Here is a 17,529-nt window from a genome sequence, read left to right on the forward strand (position 1 = left end):
CTCTTGAACAAACCCGGCGTCATTATCAACACACTTTATTCTTAAGCCTTCCTGGCTGCACTCAAATTATTCTAAGTTCGGGAGGAACCTCAAAGACTACGTTCTCTTCACGGCCAGGATGCTCGGCGACCACCTTGCCACCCAGCTCCCGCAGGCGGGCAATCACGTTTTGCACCAGCACCTCGGGGGCTGATGCACCTGCAGTGACGCCGATCGCCTTCACCCCTTCCAACCAGCTCGCCTCGATCATCGACGCATCGTCGATAAGATAGGCTCTGGCGCCCACCTTCTCGGCCAGCTCGCGCAGCCGGTTGGAGTTGGAGGAGTTGCGAGACCCCACCACCAACATGGCGTCCACCAGCCCTGCCATCTCCCGCACCGCATCCTGACGGTTCTGGGTGGCGTAGCAGATATCATCCTTGCGCGGCCCCTGGATCTTGGGGAAGTGCTTGCGCAGCGCATCGATCACGTCAGAGGTCTCATCCACGCTCAGGGTAGTCTGGGTGACGAAGCAGAGGTCATCCGGATTCTTCACCTTGAGCTTGGCGACATCTTCAGGCGTCTCCACCAGATACATGCCGCCTTCGCGATTCTCGTACTGCCCCATGGTCCCGATCACCTCGGGGTGACCGGCGTGGCCGATGAGCACAGCCTCGGAGCCCTTGCGGCTGGCACGATGCACCTCCATATGCACCTTGGTCACCAGCGGACAGGTGGCATCGAATACCTTGAGGGCGCGGGACTTGGCCATCTCGCGCACTGTCTTGGCCACACCGTGGGCAGAGAAGATGACGATGCTGTCATCCGGCACCTCGTCCAGCTCCTCGACGAAGACAGCGCCCGCATCTTTCAACTTGTTCACCACATAGCGGTTATGCACCACTTCGTGGCGGACATAGATGGGGGCACCGAACTTCTCCAGCGCGCTCTCGACAATGCTGATGGCGCGATCGACACCGGCGCAAAAACCGCGAGGGTTAGCGAGCAGAATATCCATTAATGCACCTTCTCCTCATCATCAACGCCCAGGATCTCCACCTCGAAGGTGACGGTATGACCGGCCAGCGGGTGGTTGAAATCGACCGTGACCGACATACCGGCTACCGCCCGGATGATGCCCGGCAGCTCGCTGCCATTGGGCTGATCGAACAGGATGATGGTGCCGACTTTTGGCTCCACATCGGCGCCAAATTTGGCACGGTCGAGATGGTAGATGTTGTCGGGGTTGGAGAGGCCAAAGGCCTCTTCCGGCGCCAGAGTAAAACTCTTGCTCTCCCCTTCGCTCAGCCCCAGCAGACACTGCTCAAAGGTGGGGGTCAGGCTGCCATCGCCCATCCGCAGGCGGGCAGGTTTGCCGTGCAGCGCCGTGCTGTCGGCAACCGAGCCATCTTCCAGCTTGATGGAGAAGTGGAACAGCACGCTGCTGTTAGCGGTGATCTGCTGGCTCATGCCTGCTCCTTTTTCTCACCACGGAAACCGTCCAGCACAATCATGGCGGCCCCGATAAAGATAAAGCTGTCGGCCAGATTGAATGCCGGCCAGTGCGCACGCTGCCAGTAGAAGTCGAGGAAATCGACCACATGGCCCAGCACCAGTCGATCAAAGACGTTGCCGAGGGCGCCGCCGATGATGAGTGAATAGGCGATACCGCTCCAACGCTGGGTCACCGACTGCTTGCGCAGCCAGTGGATCAGCAATCCACAGATGGCAAAAGCTAGCACCGCGAAGAACCAGCGCTGCCAGCCCCCCTGATCAGCCAGAAAGCTGAATGCGGCGCCCTTGTTGTAGACATGAACCAGGTTGAAGAAGGGGGTGATCTCCACCCCCGGGTAACCAAATGGCAGCAACTTGACCACGGCGAGCTTGCTCGCCTGGTCCAGTACAAAGGCCAGCACTGCCAGCCACAGCCAACGCAGGCCGCTTTTATGTTGAGTCATGTTCATCAGGCAAATTGACGCGTTTCGCCGTCACCCTCAACGTTGGTCACACAGCGACCACAGATCTCTTCGTGACCCGCGATGGTGCCCACATCTTCTACATGGTGCCAGCAGCGGTCGCACTTGGCGGCGGCAGACTGGGCCACGCTCAGCCACAGGTCATCACGCTCGGTCGCCACAGAGCCTTCCGGCGCAGTGTCAGCCACGACCACCTTGGCCTTGGAGGTGAGCAGCACGAAGCGCAGCTCATCAGCCAGGGCGTTCAGGCGTGCAGCCAGCTCCGGCTTGGCGAACAGGGTCAGCTCGGCCTGCAGGGAGCCACCGATGCGCTTCTCGCCACGAGCCACTTCCAGCGCCTTGTTCACTTCACCGCGCACGGTGAGGATCTCGGCCCAGAACTCGTCGTTCAGCACTTCGCCCGCTTCCAGCCCGAACAGGCCATCGTACCACTCTTCGGTGAAGACGAACTCACCGCGCTCGCCCGGCAGCAGGGCCCAGATCTCATCGGCGGTGAAGCTCATGATCGGCGCCATCCAGCGCACCATGGCTTCGGCGATGTGATAGAGGGCAGTCTGGCAGGAGCGACGGGCCAGGCTGTCGGCCTTGGCGGTGTACTGGCGGTCCTTGATGACATCCAGATAGAAGGAGCCCATCTCGATGGAGCAGAACTGCATCAGCTTCTGGGTCACGCCGTGGAAGTTGTACTCGTCGAACGCAGCCACGATCTCGGCCTGTACCGCTTTGGCACGGCCCACAGCCCAGCGATCCACCACTACCATGTCGGCAGGCGCCACCATGTCGGTCGCAGGATTGAAGCCGTTCAGGTTAGCCAGCAGGAAGCGGGCAGTGTTGCGAATACGGCGATAAGCATCGGCAGAGCGCTTGAGGATCTCGTCGGAGACGGTCATCTCGCCGGTGTAGTCAGTGCTCGCTACCCACAGACGCAGGATGTCGGCACCCAGCTTGTTCATTACGTCTTGCGGGCTGACCACGTTGCCGATGGACTTGGACATCTTGCGACCCTGACCATCCACGGTGAAGCCGTGAGTCAGCACCTGGTTGTAGGGAGCCTTGTCTTTCATGGCCACGCCGATCATCAGGGAGGACATGAACCAGCCACGGTGCTGGTCAGAACCTTCCAGATACATGTCGGCCGGCTTGCCGTTGAACTCGGGACGGGCATCGACCACGGAGGCATGGGTAGAACCGGAGTCGAACCAGACGTCCAGAGTGTCAGGCACCTTGTCATACATGTCGGCGTCGCTACCCAGCAGCTCGGCCTTGTCCAGATCCCACCAGGCCTGGATGCCGGACTGCTCGACCCGCTTGGCCACCTCTTCCATCAGGCGTACAGATTCCGGATGCAGTGCCTGAGTCTCCTTGTGAACGAACAGGGAGATGGGCACACCCCAGGTACGCTGACGGGAGATACACCAGTCCGGACGGTTCTCGACCATCGCCTGGATGCGGTTTTTACCCCAGGCCGGCACCCAGCCGCTCTGACCGTGCAGGGCAATGCCCTCTTTCTCGATACGCTCGATCTCTTCCAGCGCGCGCTTGCGCAGACCCTTCTGCTCCATGCTGATGAACCACTGCGGGGTGGCACGGAAGATGATCGGGGTCTTGTGACGCCAGCAGTGTGGATAGGAGTGGTTGAACACCTTGTGGTGCAGCAGGGCGCCACGCTCGGTCAACACCTCGACAACCGCTGCGTTGGCCTTAAATACGTGCTGGCCGGCAAACAGTTCGGTATCCGGCAGATAGACGCCGTTGCTGCCAACCGGGTTGGCCACTTCCAGACCGTACTTCTGACCGACCACGAAGTCTTCCTGACCGTGGCCAGGGGCGGTGTGAACAGCACCGGTACCGGCATCCAGAGTGACGTGATCACCCAGCACCACCGGCACATCGAAGCTGTAGAAGGGGTGGTTGAAGCGCAGCAGCTCAAGAGCCGCACCCTTGGCGTAGCCCAGGTTGTGGTAGTGCTCAATACCGGCGCGATCCATCACGTCCTTGACCAGCTCGGCGGCCAGGATCAGACGCTCGGGGTTCTCCCCTTCAATCTGAACCAGTGCGTAGTCCAGATCGGCGTGCATGGCGATGGCGCGGTTGGCCGGCAGGGTCCACGGGGTAGTGGTCCAGATCACGGCAGAGAGTGTGCCTTTGCCGGTGTGGCCTTCGGCGCAGTCAAACTTGGCGGCAACGGCGGCCTCGTCAACGGCCTTGAAGCGCACATCGATGGAGGGGGAGTTTTTGTCGTAGTACTCAACCTCGGCTTCAGCCAAGGCGGAGCCGCAATCGGTACACCAGTGCACCGGCTTGGAGCCTTTGTGCAGGTGGCCGTTTTCAACGATCTTGGCCATGGAGCGGATGATGTTGGCTTCGGTGCCAAAATCCATGGTCAGGTAGGGGTGTTCCCAGTCGCCCAGCACACCCAGACGGATGAAGTCGGTCTTCTGCGCTTCGATCTGGGTCTTGGCGTATTTGCGGCACTCGGCGCGGAATTCGGCAGCGGAAACCTTCTCGCCCGGCTTGCCGACCATGCCTTCCACTTTCAGTTCGATAGGCAGACCGTGGCAATCCCAACCCGGCACATAGGGGGAATCGAAACCGGAGAGGCCCTTGGACTTGATGATGATGTCTTTGAGGATCTTGTTGACCGAGTGACCGATGTGAATGTTGCCGTTCGCATAGGGGGGGCCATCATGCAGAATGAAAGAAGGCTTGCCCGCTTTGGCGCGGCGAATAGCGCCGTAGAGATCCTGATCGTACCAACGTTTCAGCATGTTGGGTTCGCGCTTGGCCAGATCGCCACGCATCGGAAACTCGGTTTCCGGAAGATTCAGGGTGTGTTTATAGTCGCTCATCAGTCCTGGGTTCCCTTCTTTTCTAAAAGAGTGCTGGGTAAATTGAATTGTGGCAGCCCGAACCAGGCTCGGGCCGCCAGGGCATCTCGTTCGATCTGCTCTTTCAAGGCAGTGAAAGAGGCAAACTTCTGCTCTTCGCGCAGCTTGTGGCGAAGCAGCACCTTGACCTGCTGACCATATAGATCACCAGAAAAATCAAATAGATGTACTTCCAATCTGGCTTGTGTACCGCTCAAGGTCGGCCGTACACCCACATTGGCTACACCGGGGAAGGTCTTGCCGGAACATATCACTTCCACCGCAAACACGCCACCGACCGGGATCACCTGACGCTTGAGGGCCAGATTGGCAGTGGGAAAACCTATGGTGCGCCCTAGCTTGTCGCCGTGGGCCACCCGGCCGCTGATGGTGTAGGGGCGGCCAAGCATCAGCTCCACCTCCGCCATCCGGCCCGCCTTAAGGGCTTCACGCACCAGGGTGCTGCTGACCCGCTGCCGTTCGAGCTGGAAGCTCTGGGTGCTGATCACCTCGAAACCGAAGCGATGGCCCGCCTCCTCCAGCAGGTGGAAATCCCCTTCCCGCCCCTTGCCGAAGCGAAAATCATCGCCGACCACCAGATAGCGCACCCCGAGCTTCTCCACCAGCAACTGCTCGATGAAGGTCGAAGCCGCCTGCTCGGCGAAGCGGTGGCTGAAGCGCACGCAGAGCATGCGATCGATATCCAGCCCCTGCAGCGCTTCGTACTTTTCCCGCAACCGGCTCAGCCGGGCGGGCGCCGCCGTGCCGGCAAACAGCTCCAGCGGCTGCGGTTCAAACAGCATGACGCAGGCGGGCAATCCCAGCTGGGCCGCTTTCTCCTTGAGACGTGCCAATACCGCATGGTGACCCTGATGAACCCCATCAAAGTTGCCAATGGTTAATACACATCCCCGGTGACGGGGCTTGAGATTGTGAATGCCGCGAATAAGCTCCATCAGTGCCTTGTGCGTTGCTGCCATGGAAATCGGCGGATTATATATCAGGCAGCAGGCAGGGTCAGCCCTCATAGCCTGATTTCACCTATCCGGGCCCAATCCCGCCCCTTGGCGGCGCCATGGGGCACTATCCCCATGGCGCCGCAGGATCACGGCTACTGCTGCCCCGATTTAAGGTGACGCGGCCGAATGCCCAGCAGCAGCAGCACCACGGCATAGACCGCAGCCCCCAGCGACAGCAGCATGGTCAGCTGCAAACTGGCCTTACCCATGCTCCATGCGCCCCACTGGACCAGATCCGGCGACAGATAGGCGAGCACGCCCCCCATCAGCACGCTGGCGACCAGCAGCTTGAGGCAGAACACGCCGGTATGACGGGAAGGACGATAGACGCTCTGCTGGTACAACCCCTTGAACAGCAAAGCCGCATTCAGGGTACCCGAGCAGGCGGTCGAGAGCGCCAGCCCCACGTAACCGAGCGGGTAGATGAAGATGAGGTTGCAGACCATGTTGGCAATCATCGACATCACCCCGATCCGCACAGGCGTCTTGGTGTCCTGACGGGCGTAATAACCGGGTGCCAGCACCTTGATCAACATCAGGGAGAGCAGACCGGTAGTGGAGGCCAACAGACTGGCGCTCGACATGCTCACTTCATGCAGACCAAATTCGCCGCGCATGAACAGCACCCGCAGAATCGGCTCGCGCATCACCGCAATGCCTATCATGGCGGGCAGGCCGAGCAGCATCACCATCCGCACCCCCCAATCCATGGTGCGGGAGAAGTCGGCCGGATCGGCATCCACATGCTTCTTAGCCAGCGCAGGCAGGATCACTGTACTGATGGCCACCGCAAACAGCCCGAGGGGGAACTCCAGCAGGCGATCAGAGTAGTAGAGGTAACTAATGGCACCGGTCGCCAGGAAAGAAGCCAGCATGGTGTTGACCAGCAGATTGATCTGGCTGACCGAAACCCCGAACAGGGCAGGGATCATCAGGGTGCGGATCTTCACCACCCCCGGGTGATTCCATCCCCACTTGGGCCATACCAGCATGTTGATTTGGCGCAAAAAGGGGTACTGGAACAGAAACTGCACCAAACCGCCCAAAAAGACACCAATTGCCAGCGAGATCTCAGGTTTGTCCATCAGCGGCGCAATCCACCAGGCCGCTGCAATCATGGTGATGTTGAGAAACACCGGCGTGAACGACGAGACCGCAAAGCGGCCGAAGGTGTTGAGGATAGCCCCCGCCATGGCGGTAAAGGTGATGAACCAGAGGTAGGGGAAGGTAATTTTGAGCATCAGACTGGCGAGCTCGAACTTCTCGGCCGCAGGGCCGCCATGCAGCCAGTCCCAGAACCAGCCCCAGCCAAACAGCGCGGTCAGCACACCCGACCCCAGCACACCGAGCAGGGTGACCACAGTCACTACCCCCCCCAGCGTGCCCGCCACCGCCGCCAGCAATTCACGCACTTCCCCCTCGTCGCCATTTTTCTTGTACTCCGTCATCACGGGAACAAAGGCCTGGTTGAAGGCACCTTCGGCGAACAGACGACGCAGAAAGTTGGGAATGCGATTGGCAAAAAAGAAGACGTCGGCGGCCACCCCGGCACCGAGCAGATTTGCGATGACTACATCGCGAACCAAGCCCATTACGCGGGATGCCAGCGTCATTCCAGACACTATCATGCCGGATTTGATCAATTTCTTACTCAAGACGAGGCCTCTGGAACTGTCAGAATGAAAAGAATGCTGCTAGAATCGGCCGACAGTTTAACCGTCTCCCTACTGACACACCACCGGGAGGCGGTGTTTATTTGCACAAATCATTTGACAATATGTGGTTGGAAGGGCATATTTCCGGGCCTTTTCAATACACTCGCTAAGACAGTTTTAGGAGTTTTACCTTGGCTAACATCAAATCTGCTAAGAAGCGCGCTCTTCAGTCAGAAAAACGCCGTCAGCACAACGCCAGCCGTCGTTCCATGACCCGTACCTACCTGAAGAAAGTCATTGCTGCTATCGCCTCTGGCGACAAAGCTGCTGCGACTGCCGCTTTCGCTGTTGCTCAGCCGATCATGGATCGTATGGCGACCAAAGGCCTGATCCACAAGAACAAAGCTGCTCGTCACAAGAGCCGCCTGTCTGCCCAGATCAAAGCTATGGCTTAATCAGCGTCTGCTGATCAAAGCTGAAAAAACCGGCCTTAGTGCCGGTTTTTTATTTATCTGCGCTGCAATAAAGTCGATGCAGCAAACTGATCATTTCACGCACCTCATGGCTGCGCAGCGAATAGTAGACCGTCTGGGCCTCTTTGCGCGTCGTCACCAGCTCATCCCGCCGCAACAGCGCAAGATGCTGTGACAAGGCCGACTGACTCAATCCCAATCGCTCGTTGAGCTCCCCCACCGACAGTTCACGCTCCAGCAACTGGCACAGAATAAACAGCCGCCGTTCGTTGGCCAGCGCCTTGAGCAAGGCCACCGCTTTACTCGCATTGGCTTCCATCTCTTCAAGTTGCATCACATCTCTCCTCTACCACTGATCGCCGATGATACGTGGTGACGGGTCGTTTTAAAACGACAGGGTGGCCGGCTGGATGGCGGAGAAGTTCTCTTGGCCGGAAAAGAGAAAGGTAAAATCGCTCTCACAGACCCGCTTCACCGCCGGATGCTGGATCATCCGCTCGGCGAAGATGACGTAATACTCCTCCATCAGATCCTGAGTTTCCCCGATCAGCATCACCCCCTCCCCCTCGAGGATCTCCTCCCGATAGATGGTGGGAGCCATAAAGATGCCCTGATTGAAGAAGCCAAACGCCTTCATCAAGGCGGCATCATCAAACTCGCCAAGAATGCTGGGAGAAACCCCCTGCTGCTCGAACCACTGGGTCAGCTGACGCCCCATGGCGGTACGGCGACCGGGGATCAGTAGCTTGCGCTCTTCCAGACAGGCGGGAAAGGGCTTTTCGGGCAATGGCGCCTTGCAGAAGAAGCTGACGCCACAGCCGCCCAACCGCTTGGAGAGCAGCCCCGCATGCTGGCTGGAGTCCACTGGACAGTCGGAGAGGATCATATCCAGCTTGTGTTCGCTCAGCTGCTCCAGCAGCAGTTCGTGGGTCGATTCGAAACAGCGCAGATGGATGGAACCATCATTGGGGATGACAGAGAGAAGCACGCGGCTGGCAAGGCGCTTGGAGAGGGCATCGGCGATGCCGACGTCGAACAGGATCTGGCTCTCCTTGCGGTAGTTGACGATATCGAGCATCTCGTAGGAGAGGCTGAACATCTTGTCGGCATAGCGAAACACCAGCTGGCCCAGCTCGGTCGCCTCAAGAGAGCGCCCCTTGCGTTTGAGCAGCTTGCCCCCGAGGCGCTGCTCCAGCAGCTTGATCTGACCGGTGACGGTTTGCGGGGTCAAAAAAAGGGCTTCCGCTGCCTGGGTAACGGAGCCCTTCTTCTGAGTCATCCAGAAATAGTAGAGATGGTTGTAGTTAAGGTGTGACATCCGATGGGGTTCCCGCTTGACGCGGACTCCGGTAGCAGCTGAGTTCAACCGCCAGAATGTCATACATGTCGCTAACCGAGTCAACCTTGTTCGCGCCAAACTGCTCCATCAGACTGGCCTTGAGGCGTGCCTTGTCCGGCATCCGGTCAGCGCAATAACGCTTGTTGGAGCGCTTGACCATCTCGCCAGCCCGGCTGCTTAGCGCCCGCTCGGAGAAGGTCTCGCCAAAGCGCGCCTTGGCCTGCTTGTCCCCCAGCAGCAGGGCACTGTCTACCACTCCGTTCAGATAGGCAGAGCAGTTCGCCGAAGTGGCGTCCTGCTTGCAATCCTCCAGCCCGCCGGCCCAGGCCGCGGGGCTCAACAACAGCATCAACAACCCTGTATGCAGCTTCATAGTCCCTCCGTACTCTGTTCCCCTTCACCCTTGGGAAGGGCCATGCACAAGGCCAGATAGCCGACTACCGCCGCCATGGTGGAGCCCACCAGGATCCCGAGGCGAGAGTAGCTGCCGTAATCCAGCCCACCGTGCTCGAAGGCGAGAGACGCGATAAACATCGACATGGTGAATCCGATGCCACAGAGGATGCTGACCGCAAAAATCTGCTTGAAGTTGACCCCGGGCGGCAACTGGGCGATGCCCAGCTTGACCGACAGCCAGCTGATGGTGAACACCCCGAGCGGCTTGCCGATAAACAGCCCCAGCATGATCCCCATAGGTACCGGACTCAGCAGGGAGGAGAGACCAATCCCCTCCAGCGATACCCCGGCGTTGGCAAAGGCAAACAGCGGCAGGATCAGATAGGCACTCCAGGGGTGCAACTTGTGCTCCAGATACTTGAGCGGCGAGGCATAACGCTTGCCGTTAAGCGGAACCATAAAGCCCACTACCACACCCGCCAGGGTCGCATGGACACCAGACTTGAGCACCGCAACCCAGAGCACCAGACCGACCAGCATGTAGAGGCTGATCCTGTCCTCACCACGACGATTCATCCAAAGCAGGGTGAGGGTTGCCAGAATACCGATGGCCAGCGCCTCCAGCGACAGCTGCTGGGTATAGAAAAGCGCGATGATGATGATAACACCCAAGTCATCCATGATGGCCAGCGCCAACAGGAATACCTTGAGGCTCACCGGCACCCGCTTGCCGAGCAGCGCCATCACCCCGAGGGCAAAGGCGATGTCGGTCGCAGCCGGGATCGCCCAGCCAGCGCGCGCCACTTCATCCGAATAGTTGAAAAAGGCGTAGATCAAGGCCGGAGCCAGCATGCCGCCCACCGCCGCGATGGCCGGAAAAGTCGCTTGCACCCGAGAGGAGAGCGCCCCTTCCAGCATTTCACGCTTCACTTCCAGACCAACCAGCAGGAAGAAGATCGCCATAAAGCCATCGTTAATCCAGAGCAGCAGCGGCTTGTTGATGTCGAGGGCCGCGATGCGCACCTGCACCGGCGTATCGAGAAATGCCTGATACCCGCCAGCCAGCGCGGTATTGGCCAAAATCATTGCCAGCATGGCAGCCATGATCAGAATAATTCCGGAGGCGGCCTCCAGCTTCAGGAACTTTTTGATTACGTCACTCATGGTTAAATTTTCCACCGTATTGCTTTGGTTTGAGTCTATCCCTTGCAACAACCAATGGAAAATCGTTTCTTGCTGCTCAATACAACGAAAAAACCGAAAGCAAAATAGAACATACCTGCTATAAGCAGGTTTTTCCTCGTCTCTGGCTACCGTCTTATTAATCAATAAAATGAATTTTCAATTATTTAACTGCATAAAAAAGGCGCCCTGAGGCGCCTTGCTATCAGATGGCGACGGGCGCCTTGATGCCGGGATGGGGATCATAACCCTCGATCTCGAAATCCTCGAACTTGTAATCGAAGATGGAGTCAGGTTTGCGCTTGATCACCAGGGTCGGCAGCGGGCGCGGCTCGCGGGAGAGCTGCAGAGCAGTCTGCTCCATGTGGTTGGAGTAGAGATGCACATCACCGCCAGTCCAGACAAAGTCACCCACTTCCAGATCGCACTGCTGGGCCATCATGTGGGTCAGCAGGGCGTAGCTGGCGATGTTGAACGGCAGGCCGAGGAACACATCGCAACTGCGCTGGTAGAGCTGGCAGGAGAGCTTGCCGTCCGCCACATAGAACTGGAAGAAGGCGTGGCAGGGAGCCAGCGCCATCTTGTCCAGTTCGCCCACGTTCCAGGCGGATACGATGATACGGCGCGAATCCGGGTTGTGCTTGATGTCATCCACCGCCTTCTGGATCTGGTCGATGACAGAGCCGTCGGCCGCAGACCAGGAGCGCCACTGCGCGCCGTAAACCGGCCCCAGATCGCCATTCTCGTCGGCCCACTCATCCCAGATGCTGACGCCATTTTCCTTCAGATAGGCGGTATTGGTATCGCCATTGAGGAACCAGAGCAGCTCGTGAATGATGGAGCGCAGGTGGCACTTCTTGGTGGTCACCAGCGGGAACCCCTCCGCCAGATTGAAGCGCATCTGATGGCCGAACAGGGAGACAGTACCGGTGCCGGTACGGTCTGACTTGACGGTGCCCTCATCGAGGATTTTCTGCATCAGGTCGAGATAAGCTCGCATTATTTCGCCTCCTTCACGGCATTACCGAACAACTGCGGACGCTTGTAGGCGGCCCAGATCATCAGGGCACCGGCGATAATCATCGGGGTGGAGAGGATCTGGCCCATGCTGATCTCCTGGAAGTAGAGACCGAGCTGGCTGTCCGGCTGGCGCACAAACTCCACCAGGAAGCGGAACAGGCCGTAGAACAGCAGGAACATGCCGGAGATGGCGCCACGCGGCGGATTCTTGCGCCAGAACAGGTTGAGGATGATGAACAGCACCACCCCTTCCAGCGCGAACTGGTAAAGCTGGGAGGGATGACGCGGCTCGGGGCCAGCCTCCGGGAAGATGATAGCCCAGGGCACATCGGTAACCCGGCCCCACAGCTCGCCGTTGAGGAAGTTGCCGATCCGGCCAACGCCGAGACCAAACGGAATGAGCGGTGCCACAAAGTCGGCCACGGTGAAGAAGTGGCGCTTGGTCTTGTGGGCAAACCAGATCATCGCGGTGATTACCCCGATCAGACCACCGTGGAACGACATACCGCCGGTCCAGATCTTGAACAGGTAGGTGGGATCCGCGAGGAAGAGATCGAAGTTGTAGAACAGCACGTAACCGACACGGCCACCGAGGATCACCCCGAGGAAACCGTAAAACAGCAGATCCGACACTTCGTTGCGGGTCCAGCCGCTGTTCGGTGCATCGGCGCGACGGCCAGCCAGCCACATGGCAAAAGCGAAACCGAACAGGTACATGAGACCATACCAGCGTACCGATAGTGGTCCCAAACTGAATGCTACGGGATCAATCTGCGAGAAAACCCAATATCCATCGTGCTGCATATGCGGCCCCAGTCAAAATAAAAGCCGCATTTTCCGATCATTCGTCAGCAGGGACAAGGCATGATTATCAATCACTCTGTTTCGATTTATGACCGGCTCGCAGCAAACCGCCCAAACCATGCTCCTCCAGATAGCGGGCAAACAGGCCGCGCAGTACATGGGGGTTGTCATGTTTGAGACCATCGGCCATCAGTTCGGTCAACTCGCTCAGAGTGGATTGACGCAGCACGTACTTGATCCGAGCGATGTTGTGGGTATTCATACTGAAGCGGCGATAACCCATGGCCAGCAGCAGCAATACACCGACCGGATCACCGGCCAGCTCGCCACACACCGACACCGGCTTCTGGTAACGGTGGGAAGCATCAACCAGCTGTTTCAGGGCGCGGATCACCGCAGGATGGAAGGCATCGTAGATGTTGGCAACCCGGGAGTTGTTGCGATCCACCGCCAGCAGGTACTGGGTCAGGTCATTACTGCCCACCGACCAGAAGTCGATGAGCGGCGCCATCTCCGGCAAAATAAAGAGGGCTGAGGGCACCTCGATCATCACCCCGAGGCTGGGATAGCGGATCACCGCATCGCGGCTCGCCGCCTCTTCCGACACTTCCCGCCATGCCTGATCCAGCAGACGACGGGAGGCCTTGATTTCGCTGACGCTGCTGATCATCGGCAGCATGATGGCCAGATTGTCCAGCCCTTCACTGGCCCGCAGCATCGCCTTGAGCTGCACCAGAAACAGTTCGGGGTGATCCAGGGTGATCCGGATCCCCCGCCAGCCAAGGAAGGGGTTTTCCTCGACGATGGGGAAATAGGGCAACGGCTTGTCGCCGCCCACATCCAGCGTCCGCATGCAGACCGGCCGGTTGCGGTAGGTCTCCAGAATGCCGCGATAGCGGGCAGTCTGCTCCCACTCGGAGGGGAAACTCTCCTGCAGCATAAAGGGGATCTCAGTGCGATAGAGACCGACCCCGTCCGCCAGCTGATTGAGGGAGATCTCGGTATCGGCACTGAGACCGGCGTTGAGCAGCAGGGAGACCTTGGTGCCGTCGGCCGTCTCGGATGGCAGGTTGTCGACACTGCGCACCAAGGTATCGAGCGCCCGCTCTTCGCTCAGCAGCTGACGATACTCAGTCAGAATCACCTGATTGGGCTCGATGAAGAGATCACCACTATAGCCATCGACGACCAGCATGCGACCGCCTATGTCACCAAGGGGCAGATCGACCCCCATGATGGCGGCCACCCCCATGGCGCGGGCCAGAATGGCCGCATGGGAGTTGGTTCCCCCCTTGAGCGAGACCACCCCGGTCAGATACTCGCGGGGCACTTCCGCCAGAATGGTGGCTGTCACCTCGTCGGCAACCAGCACCACCGGCTCGCCGATGGAGATATGTTCCGGTTCATTCTGCACCAGTCGGCTGATCAGCCGCTGGGCAATATCCTTCACGTCGGTGGAGCGCTCCTGCAGGTAGGGATCCTTCATCCCCTTGAACTGCTCGATCAAGCGATCGCTAATCAGCTTGACCGCAGAGACCGCAGTCCAGTGCTCCTTGCTCACCTTGTTGCGAATCGGCTTGATGTAGCCGGGATCGTTCAGCAGATGCAGGTAGATATCGAAGATCGCCACCGAATCCTGGCTGTAGCTCTCGCGAAAGCGCAGCGCCAGACTCTCCAAGTCGTGCCGCACTTCCTCAACCGCCAGCTCCAGCCGCGCCAGCTGGCTGGCATGGTCTTCATCCTTGCGCGGGGTAATGGACGAGAGCGCCTTGCGGGGCCGCCACACCCAGGCCTTGGCCATGGCGATGCCGCTGGCACCGGCAATACCGCGCAGCGGCTTGCTCCAGTCGGTCTTCTGCAACCACCCCTTGGCCTGCGCCTGGGCAATCCGCGCCGCCAGCTGGGCCGCCAGGGTGACCATGAAGGACTCTTCCCCCTCATCGAAGCGGCGACTCTCCTTCTGCTGCACCACCAGAATGCCGACCACCTGACGCTGATGCATGATGGGTGCGCCGAGGAAGGAGCGGAACGCCTCTTCGGCCACATCGGGCAGGAATTTGAAACTGGGATGCGCGGGGGCATCAGCCAGGTTGATCAGCTCTTCCCGCTGACCGACCAGACCGACGATGCCCTGCTCGTAGGGCAGGGTCACCTTGCCCACCGCGGACGGGGCCAAGCCGTCGGTAGCCGCCAAACGATAGCGGCGCACCTCGGGTTCCGAGACATAGACGGAGCAGCAGTCCACTACCATGGCGTGCCGGGTCTGGCTCACCAATGCCTGCAAGGCCTGCTCGAGGGTATTGGCCTCGGCCATGCTCTCGACGATACGTCTCAGTTCCGTTAACAACTAATCTGTGCTCCTTAACGGGCGCGGTTGCGCCGCCCATCCTTCTTGTTGACCTGCACTGCCGGCACTGGCATCGCCAGCGGGGCAAACTCTTTCATGACCCGGCGATAAACCTCCCGCTTGAACGAGACGACCTGACGCACCGGGTACCAGAAGCTGACCCAACGCCAGTCGTCAAATTCGGGATGGCCATGACAGCCAAACTGGATCCGCGACTCCTTGCCCGAATTCAGCTGTAACAGGAACCATTTTTGTTTTTGGCCAATACAGACCGGTGAACTGTCCCAGCGGACAAGACGTTTGGGTAAACGGTACTTTAGCCAGTTACGACTGGTGGCCATGATGGTCACATCTTCGGGCTTGAGGCCAATCTCCTCGTACAGCTCTCGATACATGGCCTGCTCTGGCGTTTCACCATCATCAACCCCCCCCTGCGGAAACTGCCAGGAGTGCTGCCCATAGCGTTTAGCCCACAACACTTGTCCTTCACGGTTACAGATCACGATACCGACATTGGGACGAAATCCGTCGCCATCAATCACGTGATCACCTTATAAAGGCTGAATCTATAAGGAGATTGTTCCACATTCACTCCGTGGCAGCAAACAAGGAGTGAATCCCCTGTTTCATGAATAACTTTCAATTTCAAACATACTTATAAACAAATCCAAGGATCCGCTCCCCCAAGTTGCCCACCCAGGCTGTGCATAAAGCTGTTAGCAAACGGGTATACACAGTACTTTTTAACTGTACGCGAAAAGTGCCTCTCCGTATCACCACGCGACATAAAATATAAAAAATCATTATTTTTTATAAGCTTGAGATAAAACAACTGGATCTAGTTCCATGTCACCCCAAGAGTCAGATCCATGATCCAGATTGTGAACAAGTTCAACTGTTCAAAGATCCACCGCGGCGAAATTATCCACAGGAGTGGCACAATATCTACCCCGTTTACCCTGTAAAAATGGGGTGGCATTCACAATTTTTTGTAACATATCAGCGACTCCAACCACTTTCATCCACTTATCCAAGATTTCTGTGGATAACTGTGTGTAACATCATGCACAAACCCTTGGACAACTATTTCGAGGTCAAACCAGACCTGGCTTACTGCTCGATAAAACAGACAAAACCCTTTAAAATCATAATGATGAACTGATAGCCCCCAAATTCTCTGCATTTGATCTTATCCACTCAGGATCGGTTATAAAAACAGCGATCCTTCTCGGGATCCTCCCCTGCTAGAATATGGCGAGCAAGATGGAGCCAACTATGCCAAGCAATCCCCAATCCGAGCAGGAGTTATTGAGCCGCGCCTATGCCATGGCCGGCTTCACGCTGGCGCAGCTGGCCGCCGAGGCTGGTGTCGCTGTGCCCAAAGACCTGCGCCGTGACAAGGGGTGGGTCGGTCAGTTGATCGAGCTGCAACTGGGGGCCAGCGCAGGGAGCAAGCCGGAGCAGGACTTCCCGGAGCTGGGGATCGAACTCAAGACGATCCCCGTGGATCCTCAAGGCAAACCGCTGGAGACTACCTTCGTCTGCGTCGCCCCGCTGATCGGCGTCAGCGGCCAGCGCTGGGAGGAGTCCAACGTGCGTAACAAGCTCTCCCGGGTGCTCTGGATCCCGGTGGAAGGCAGTCGGGAGATCCCGGTTGGCGAGCGGCGAGTCGGCATGCCACTGATGTGGAGCCCGAATGAAGAGGAAGATCGGCTACTGCGTCAGGACTGGGAGGAGCTGATGGACATGATAGTGCTGGGAGCAGTGGAGCAGATCAGCGCACGCCACGGCCAGGTGATGCAACTGCGGCCCAAGGCGGCCAACAACAAGGCGCTGACTCGCGCCATCGGCCGCGATGGTCAACCCATCATGACCCTGCCCCGCGGCTTCTATCTCAAGATCGACTTCACCCACAGTTTGCTGCAACGCTATTTTGCCTTGCCGACTTGATCTGCCTTATCAACATCTTTGTCATATGGTGGTATAAAAATAGACAGGAGCCATTTTTAACTCACAGACAAGGAGGCGTCATGCCACTGATCAAACAGTTTTTGAAGTCCAAGCCCGAGGTCAAGGTGACCTTTGCCGTAGAGAAAGAGGCGGCTGCAGGAGCGGAACAGGTGATGCTGATCGGCGAGTTCACCCAGTGGCAACCGGTCGAGCTGAAACGCATGAAGAGCGGCGAGTTCAAAGCCACCCTCAATCTGCCGACCGACGGCCCGGGCTACTTTGAATATTGCTACCAGCTCATCACTCCGGCAGGGGAAACCCTCTACGAGAATGACTGGGCAGCCGACGACTATGTGCCAGGCCCCTTCGGACGCGACAACTCGGTAGTTCGGGTCATCCAGTAACGGCCCCCAGATAGCCAATAGACGTGTCTAGTCCTGAAATAGGTTTACACATTTTCAACTAGCATTTCTCTACTCAGAACCCCCTATGTACCGCATCGGGGGTTCTGTATTTCAACGC

The 17,529-nt window shown here is 58.2% G+C and carries 17 protein-coding genes; 3 read left to right on the forward strand and 14 right to left on the reverse strand.

Annotation, left to right across the window (positions count from 1 at the left end):
- Positions 1-61: 61 nt before the first annotated feature.
- The 6 genes from ispH to murJ all read right to left on the reverse strand — a co-directional run bounded on the left by ispH (position 62) and on the right by murJ (position 7,496).
- Positions 62-997 (reverse strand): 4-hydroxy-3-methylbut-2-enyl diphosphate reductase, encoded by a 936-nt coding sequence (gene ispH / locus AB5Y82_RS20070; RefSeq protein WP_076494544.1) that lies wholly within the window; start codon positions 995-997, stop codon positions 62-64.
- A complete protein-coding gene (gene fkpB, locus AB5Y82_RS20075) occupies positions 997-1,449 on the reverse strand; it encodes an FKBP-type peptidyl-prolyl cis-trans isomerase (protein WP_005341354.1) in 453 nt (150 codons plus the stop codon). The genes ispH and fkpB overlap by 1 nt, the downstream gene beginning before the upstream one ends.
- Positions 1,446-1,943: a signal peptidase II gene (gene lspA / locus AB5Y82_RS20080; RefSeq protein ID WP_005340447.1), complete on the reverse strand. Its 498-nt coding sequence runs from the start codon at positions 1,941-1,943 to the stop codon at positions 1,446-1,448. Before lspA ends, fkpB begins: the two co-directional genes overlap by 4 nt.
- Entirely contained in the window at positions 1,943-4,804 is a 2,862-nt protein-coding gene (ileS, locus tag AB5Y82_RS20085; RefSeq protein ID WP_368174437.1) for an isoleucine--tRNA ligase, read from the reverse strand. Before ileS ends, lspA begins: the two co-directional genes overlap by 1 nt.
- Positions 4,804-5,778 (reverse strand): bifunctional riboflavin kinase/FAD synthetase, encoded by a 975-nt coding sequence (gene ribF / locus AB5Y82_RS20090; protein ID WP_111901026.1) that lies wholly within the window; start codon positions 5,776-5,778, stop codon positions 4,804-4,806. The genes ileS and ribF overlap by 1 nt, the downstream gene beginning before the upstream one ends.
- A gap of 155 nt (positions 5,779-5,933) precedes the next feature.
- Positions 5,934-7,496 carry a murein biosynthesis integral membrane protein MurJ gene (gene murJ, locus AB5Y82_RS20095; protein WP_111901027.1) on the reverse strand — a complete coding sequence of 521 codons (1,563 nt, stop codon included), beginning with the start codon at positions 7,494-7,496 and terminating at the stop codon, positions 5,934-5,936.
- 191 nt (positions 7,497-7,687) lie between these two features.
- Between murJ and rpsT the strand changes: the two genes are divergently transcribed.
- Positions 7,688-7,951: a 30S ribosomal protein S20 gene (gene rpsT / locus AB5Y82_RS20100; protein ID WP_005308808.1), complete on the forward strand. Its 264-nt coding sequence runs from the start codon at positions 7,688-7,690 to the stop codon at positions 7,949-7,951.
- A gap of 49 nt (positions 7,952-8,000) precedes the next feature.
- On the opposite strand, the gene AB5Y82_RS20105 is transcribed toward rpsT, so the two are convergent.
- The 8 genes from AB5Y82_RS20105 to rppH all read right to left on the reverse strand — a co-directional run bounded on the left by AB5Y82_RS20105 (position 8,001) and on the right by rppH (position 15,599).
- Entirely contained in the window at positions 8,001-8,303 is a 303-nt protein-coding gene (locus AB5Y82_RS20105) for a metalloregulator ArsR/SmtB family transcription factor (RefSeq protein WP_013724128.1), read from the reverse strand.
- A 51-nt stretch (positions 8,304-8,354) separates the two neighbouring features.
- Positions 8,355-9,287: a transcriptional activator NhaR gene (nhaR, locus tag AB5Y82_RS20110; protein WP_005340434.1), complete on the reverse strand. Its 933-nt coding sequence runs from the start codon at positions 9,285-9,287 to the stop codon at positions 8,355-8,357.
- The gene (locus tag AB5Y82_RS20115; protein ID WP_005348920.1) at positions 9,274-9,681 is read right to left on the reverse strand and encodes a hypothetical protein; all 408 of its coding nucleotides are present in this window, start codon (positions 9,679-9,681) and stop codon (positions 9,274-9,276) included. The genes nhaR and AB5Y82_RS20115 overlap by 14 nt, the downstream gene beginning before the upstream one ends.
- Positions 9,678-10,868: a Na+/H+ antiporter NhaA gene (gene nhaA / locus AB5Y82_RS20120; RefSeq protein ID WP_111901028.1), complete on the reverse strand. Its 1,191-nt coding sequence runs from the start codon at positions 10,866-10,868 to the stop codon at positions 9,678-9,680. The genes AB5Y82_RS20115 and nhaA overlap by 4 nt, the downstream gene beginning before the upstream one ends.
- A 223-nt stretch (positions 10,869-11,091) precedes the next feature.
- Positions 11,092-11,886, reverse strand: a complete 795-nt coding sequence (thyA, locus tag AB5Y82_RS20125) for a thymidylate synthase (RefSeq protein WP_111901029.1) — start codon at positions 11,884-11,886, stop codon at positions 11,092-11,094.
- Positions 11,886-12,710 carry a prolipoprotein diacylglyceryl transferase gene (gene lgt / locus AB5Y82_RS20130; RefSeq protein WP_031227775.1) on the reverse strand — a complete coding sequence of 275 codons (825 nt, stop codon included), beginning with the start codon at positions 12,708-12,710 and terminating at the stop codon, positions 11,886-11,888. Before lgt ends, thyA begins: the two co-directional genes overlap by 1 nt.
- 67 nt (positions 12,711-12,777) lie before the next feature.
- Positions 12,778-15,057, reverse strand: coding sequence for a phosphoenolpyruvate--protein phosphotransferase (gene ptsP, locus AB5Y82_RS20135; RefSeq protein ID WP_111901030.1), 2,280 nt, complete (start codon positions 15,055-15,057; stop codon positions 12,778-12,780).
- A gap of 14 nt (positions 15,058-15,071) precedes the next feature.
- On the reverse strand, positions 15,072-15,599 hold the full coding sequence (gene rppH / locus AB5Y82_RS20140) for an RNA pyrophosphohydrolase (RefSeq protein WP_005340421.1): 528 nt from the start codon (positions 15,597-15,599) through the stop codon (positions 15,072-15,074).
- Between the two features lie 733 nt (positions 15,600-16,332).
- Between rppH and mutH the strand changes: the two genes are divergently transcribed.
- Together mutH and AB5Y82_RS20150 are read left to right on the forward strand one after the other, a co-directional pair.
- A complete protein-coding gene (gene mutH / locus AB5Y82_RS20145; RefSeq protein WP_108613392.1) occupies positions 16,333-17,007 on the forward strand; it encodes a DNA mismatch repair endonuclease MutH in 675 nt (224 codons plus the stop codon).
- 80 nt (positions 17,008-17,087) lie between these two features.
- Positions 17,088-17,411, forward strand: coding sequence for an isoamylase early set domain-containing protein (locus tag AB5Y82_RS20150; protein WP_005348910.1), 324 nt, complete (start codon positions 17,088-17,090; stop codon positions 17,409-17,411).
- Positions 17,412-17,529: the final 118 nt, after the last annotated feature.

This window comes from Aeromonas sp. s13 (assembly GCF_040907905.1).
Lineage (GTDB): Bacteria > Pseudomonadota > Gammaproteobacteria > Enterobacterales > Aeromonadaceae > Aeromonas > Aeromonas veronii.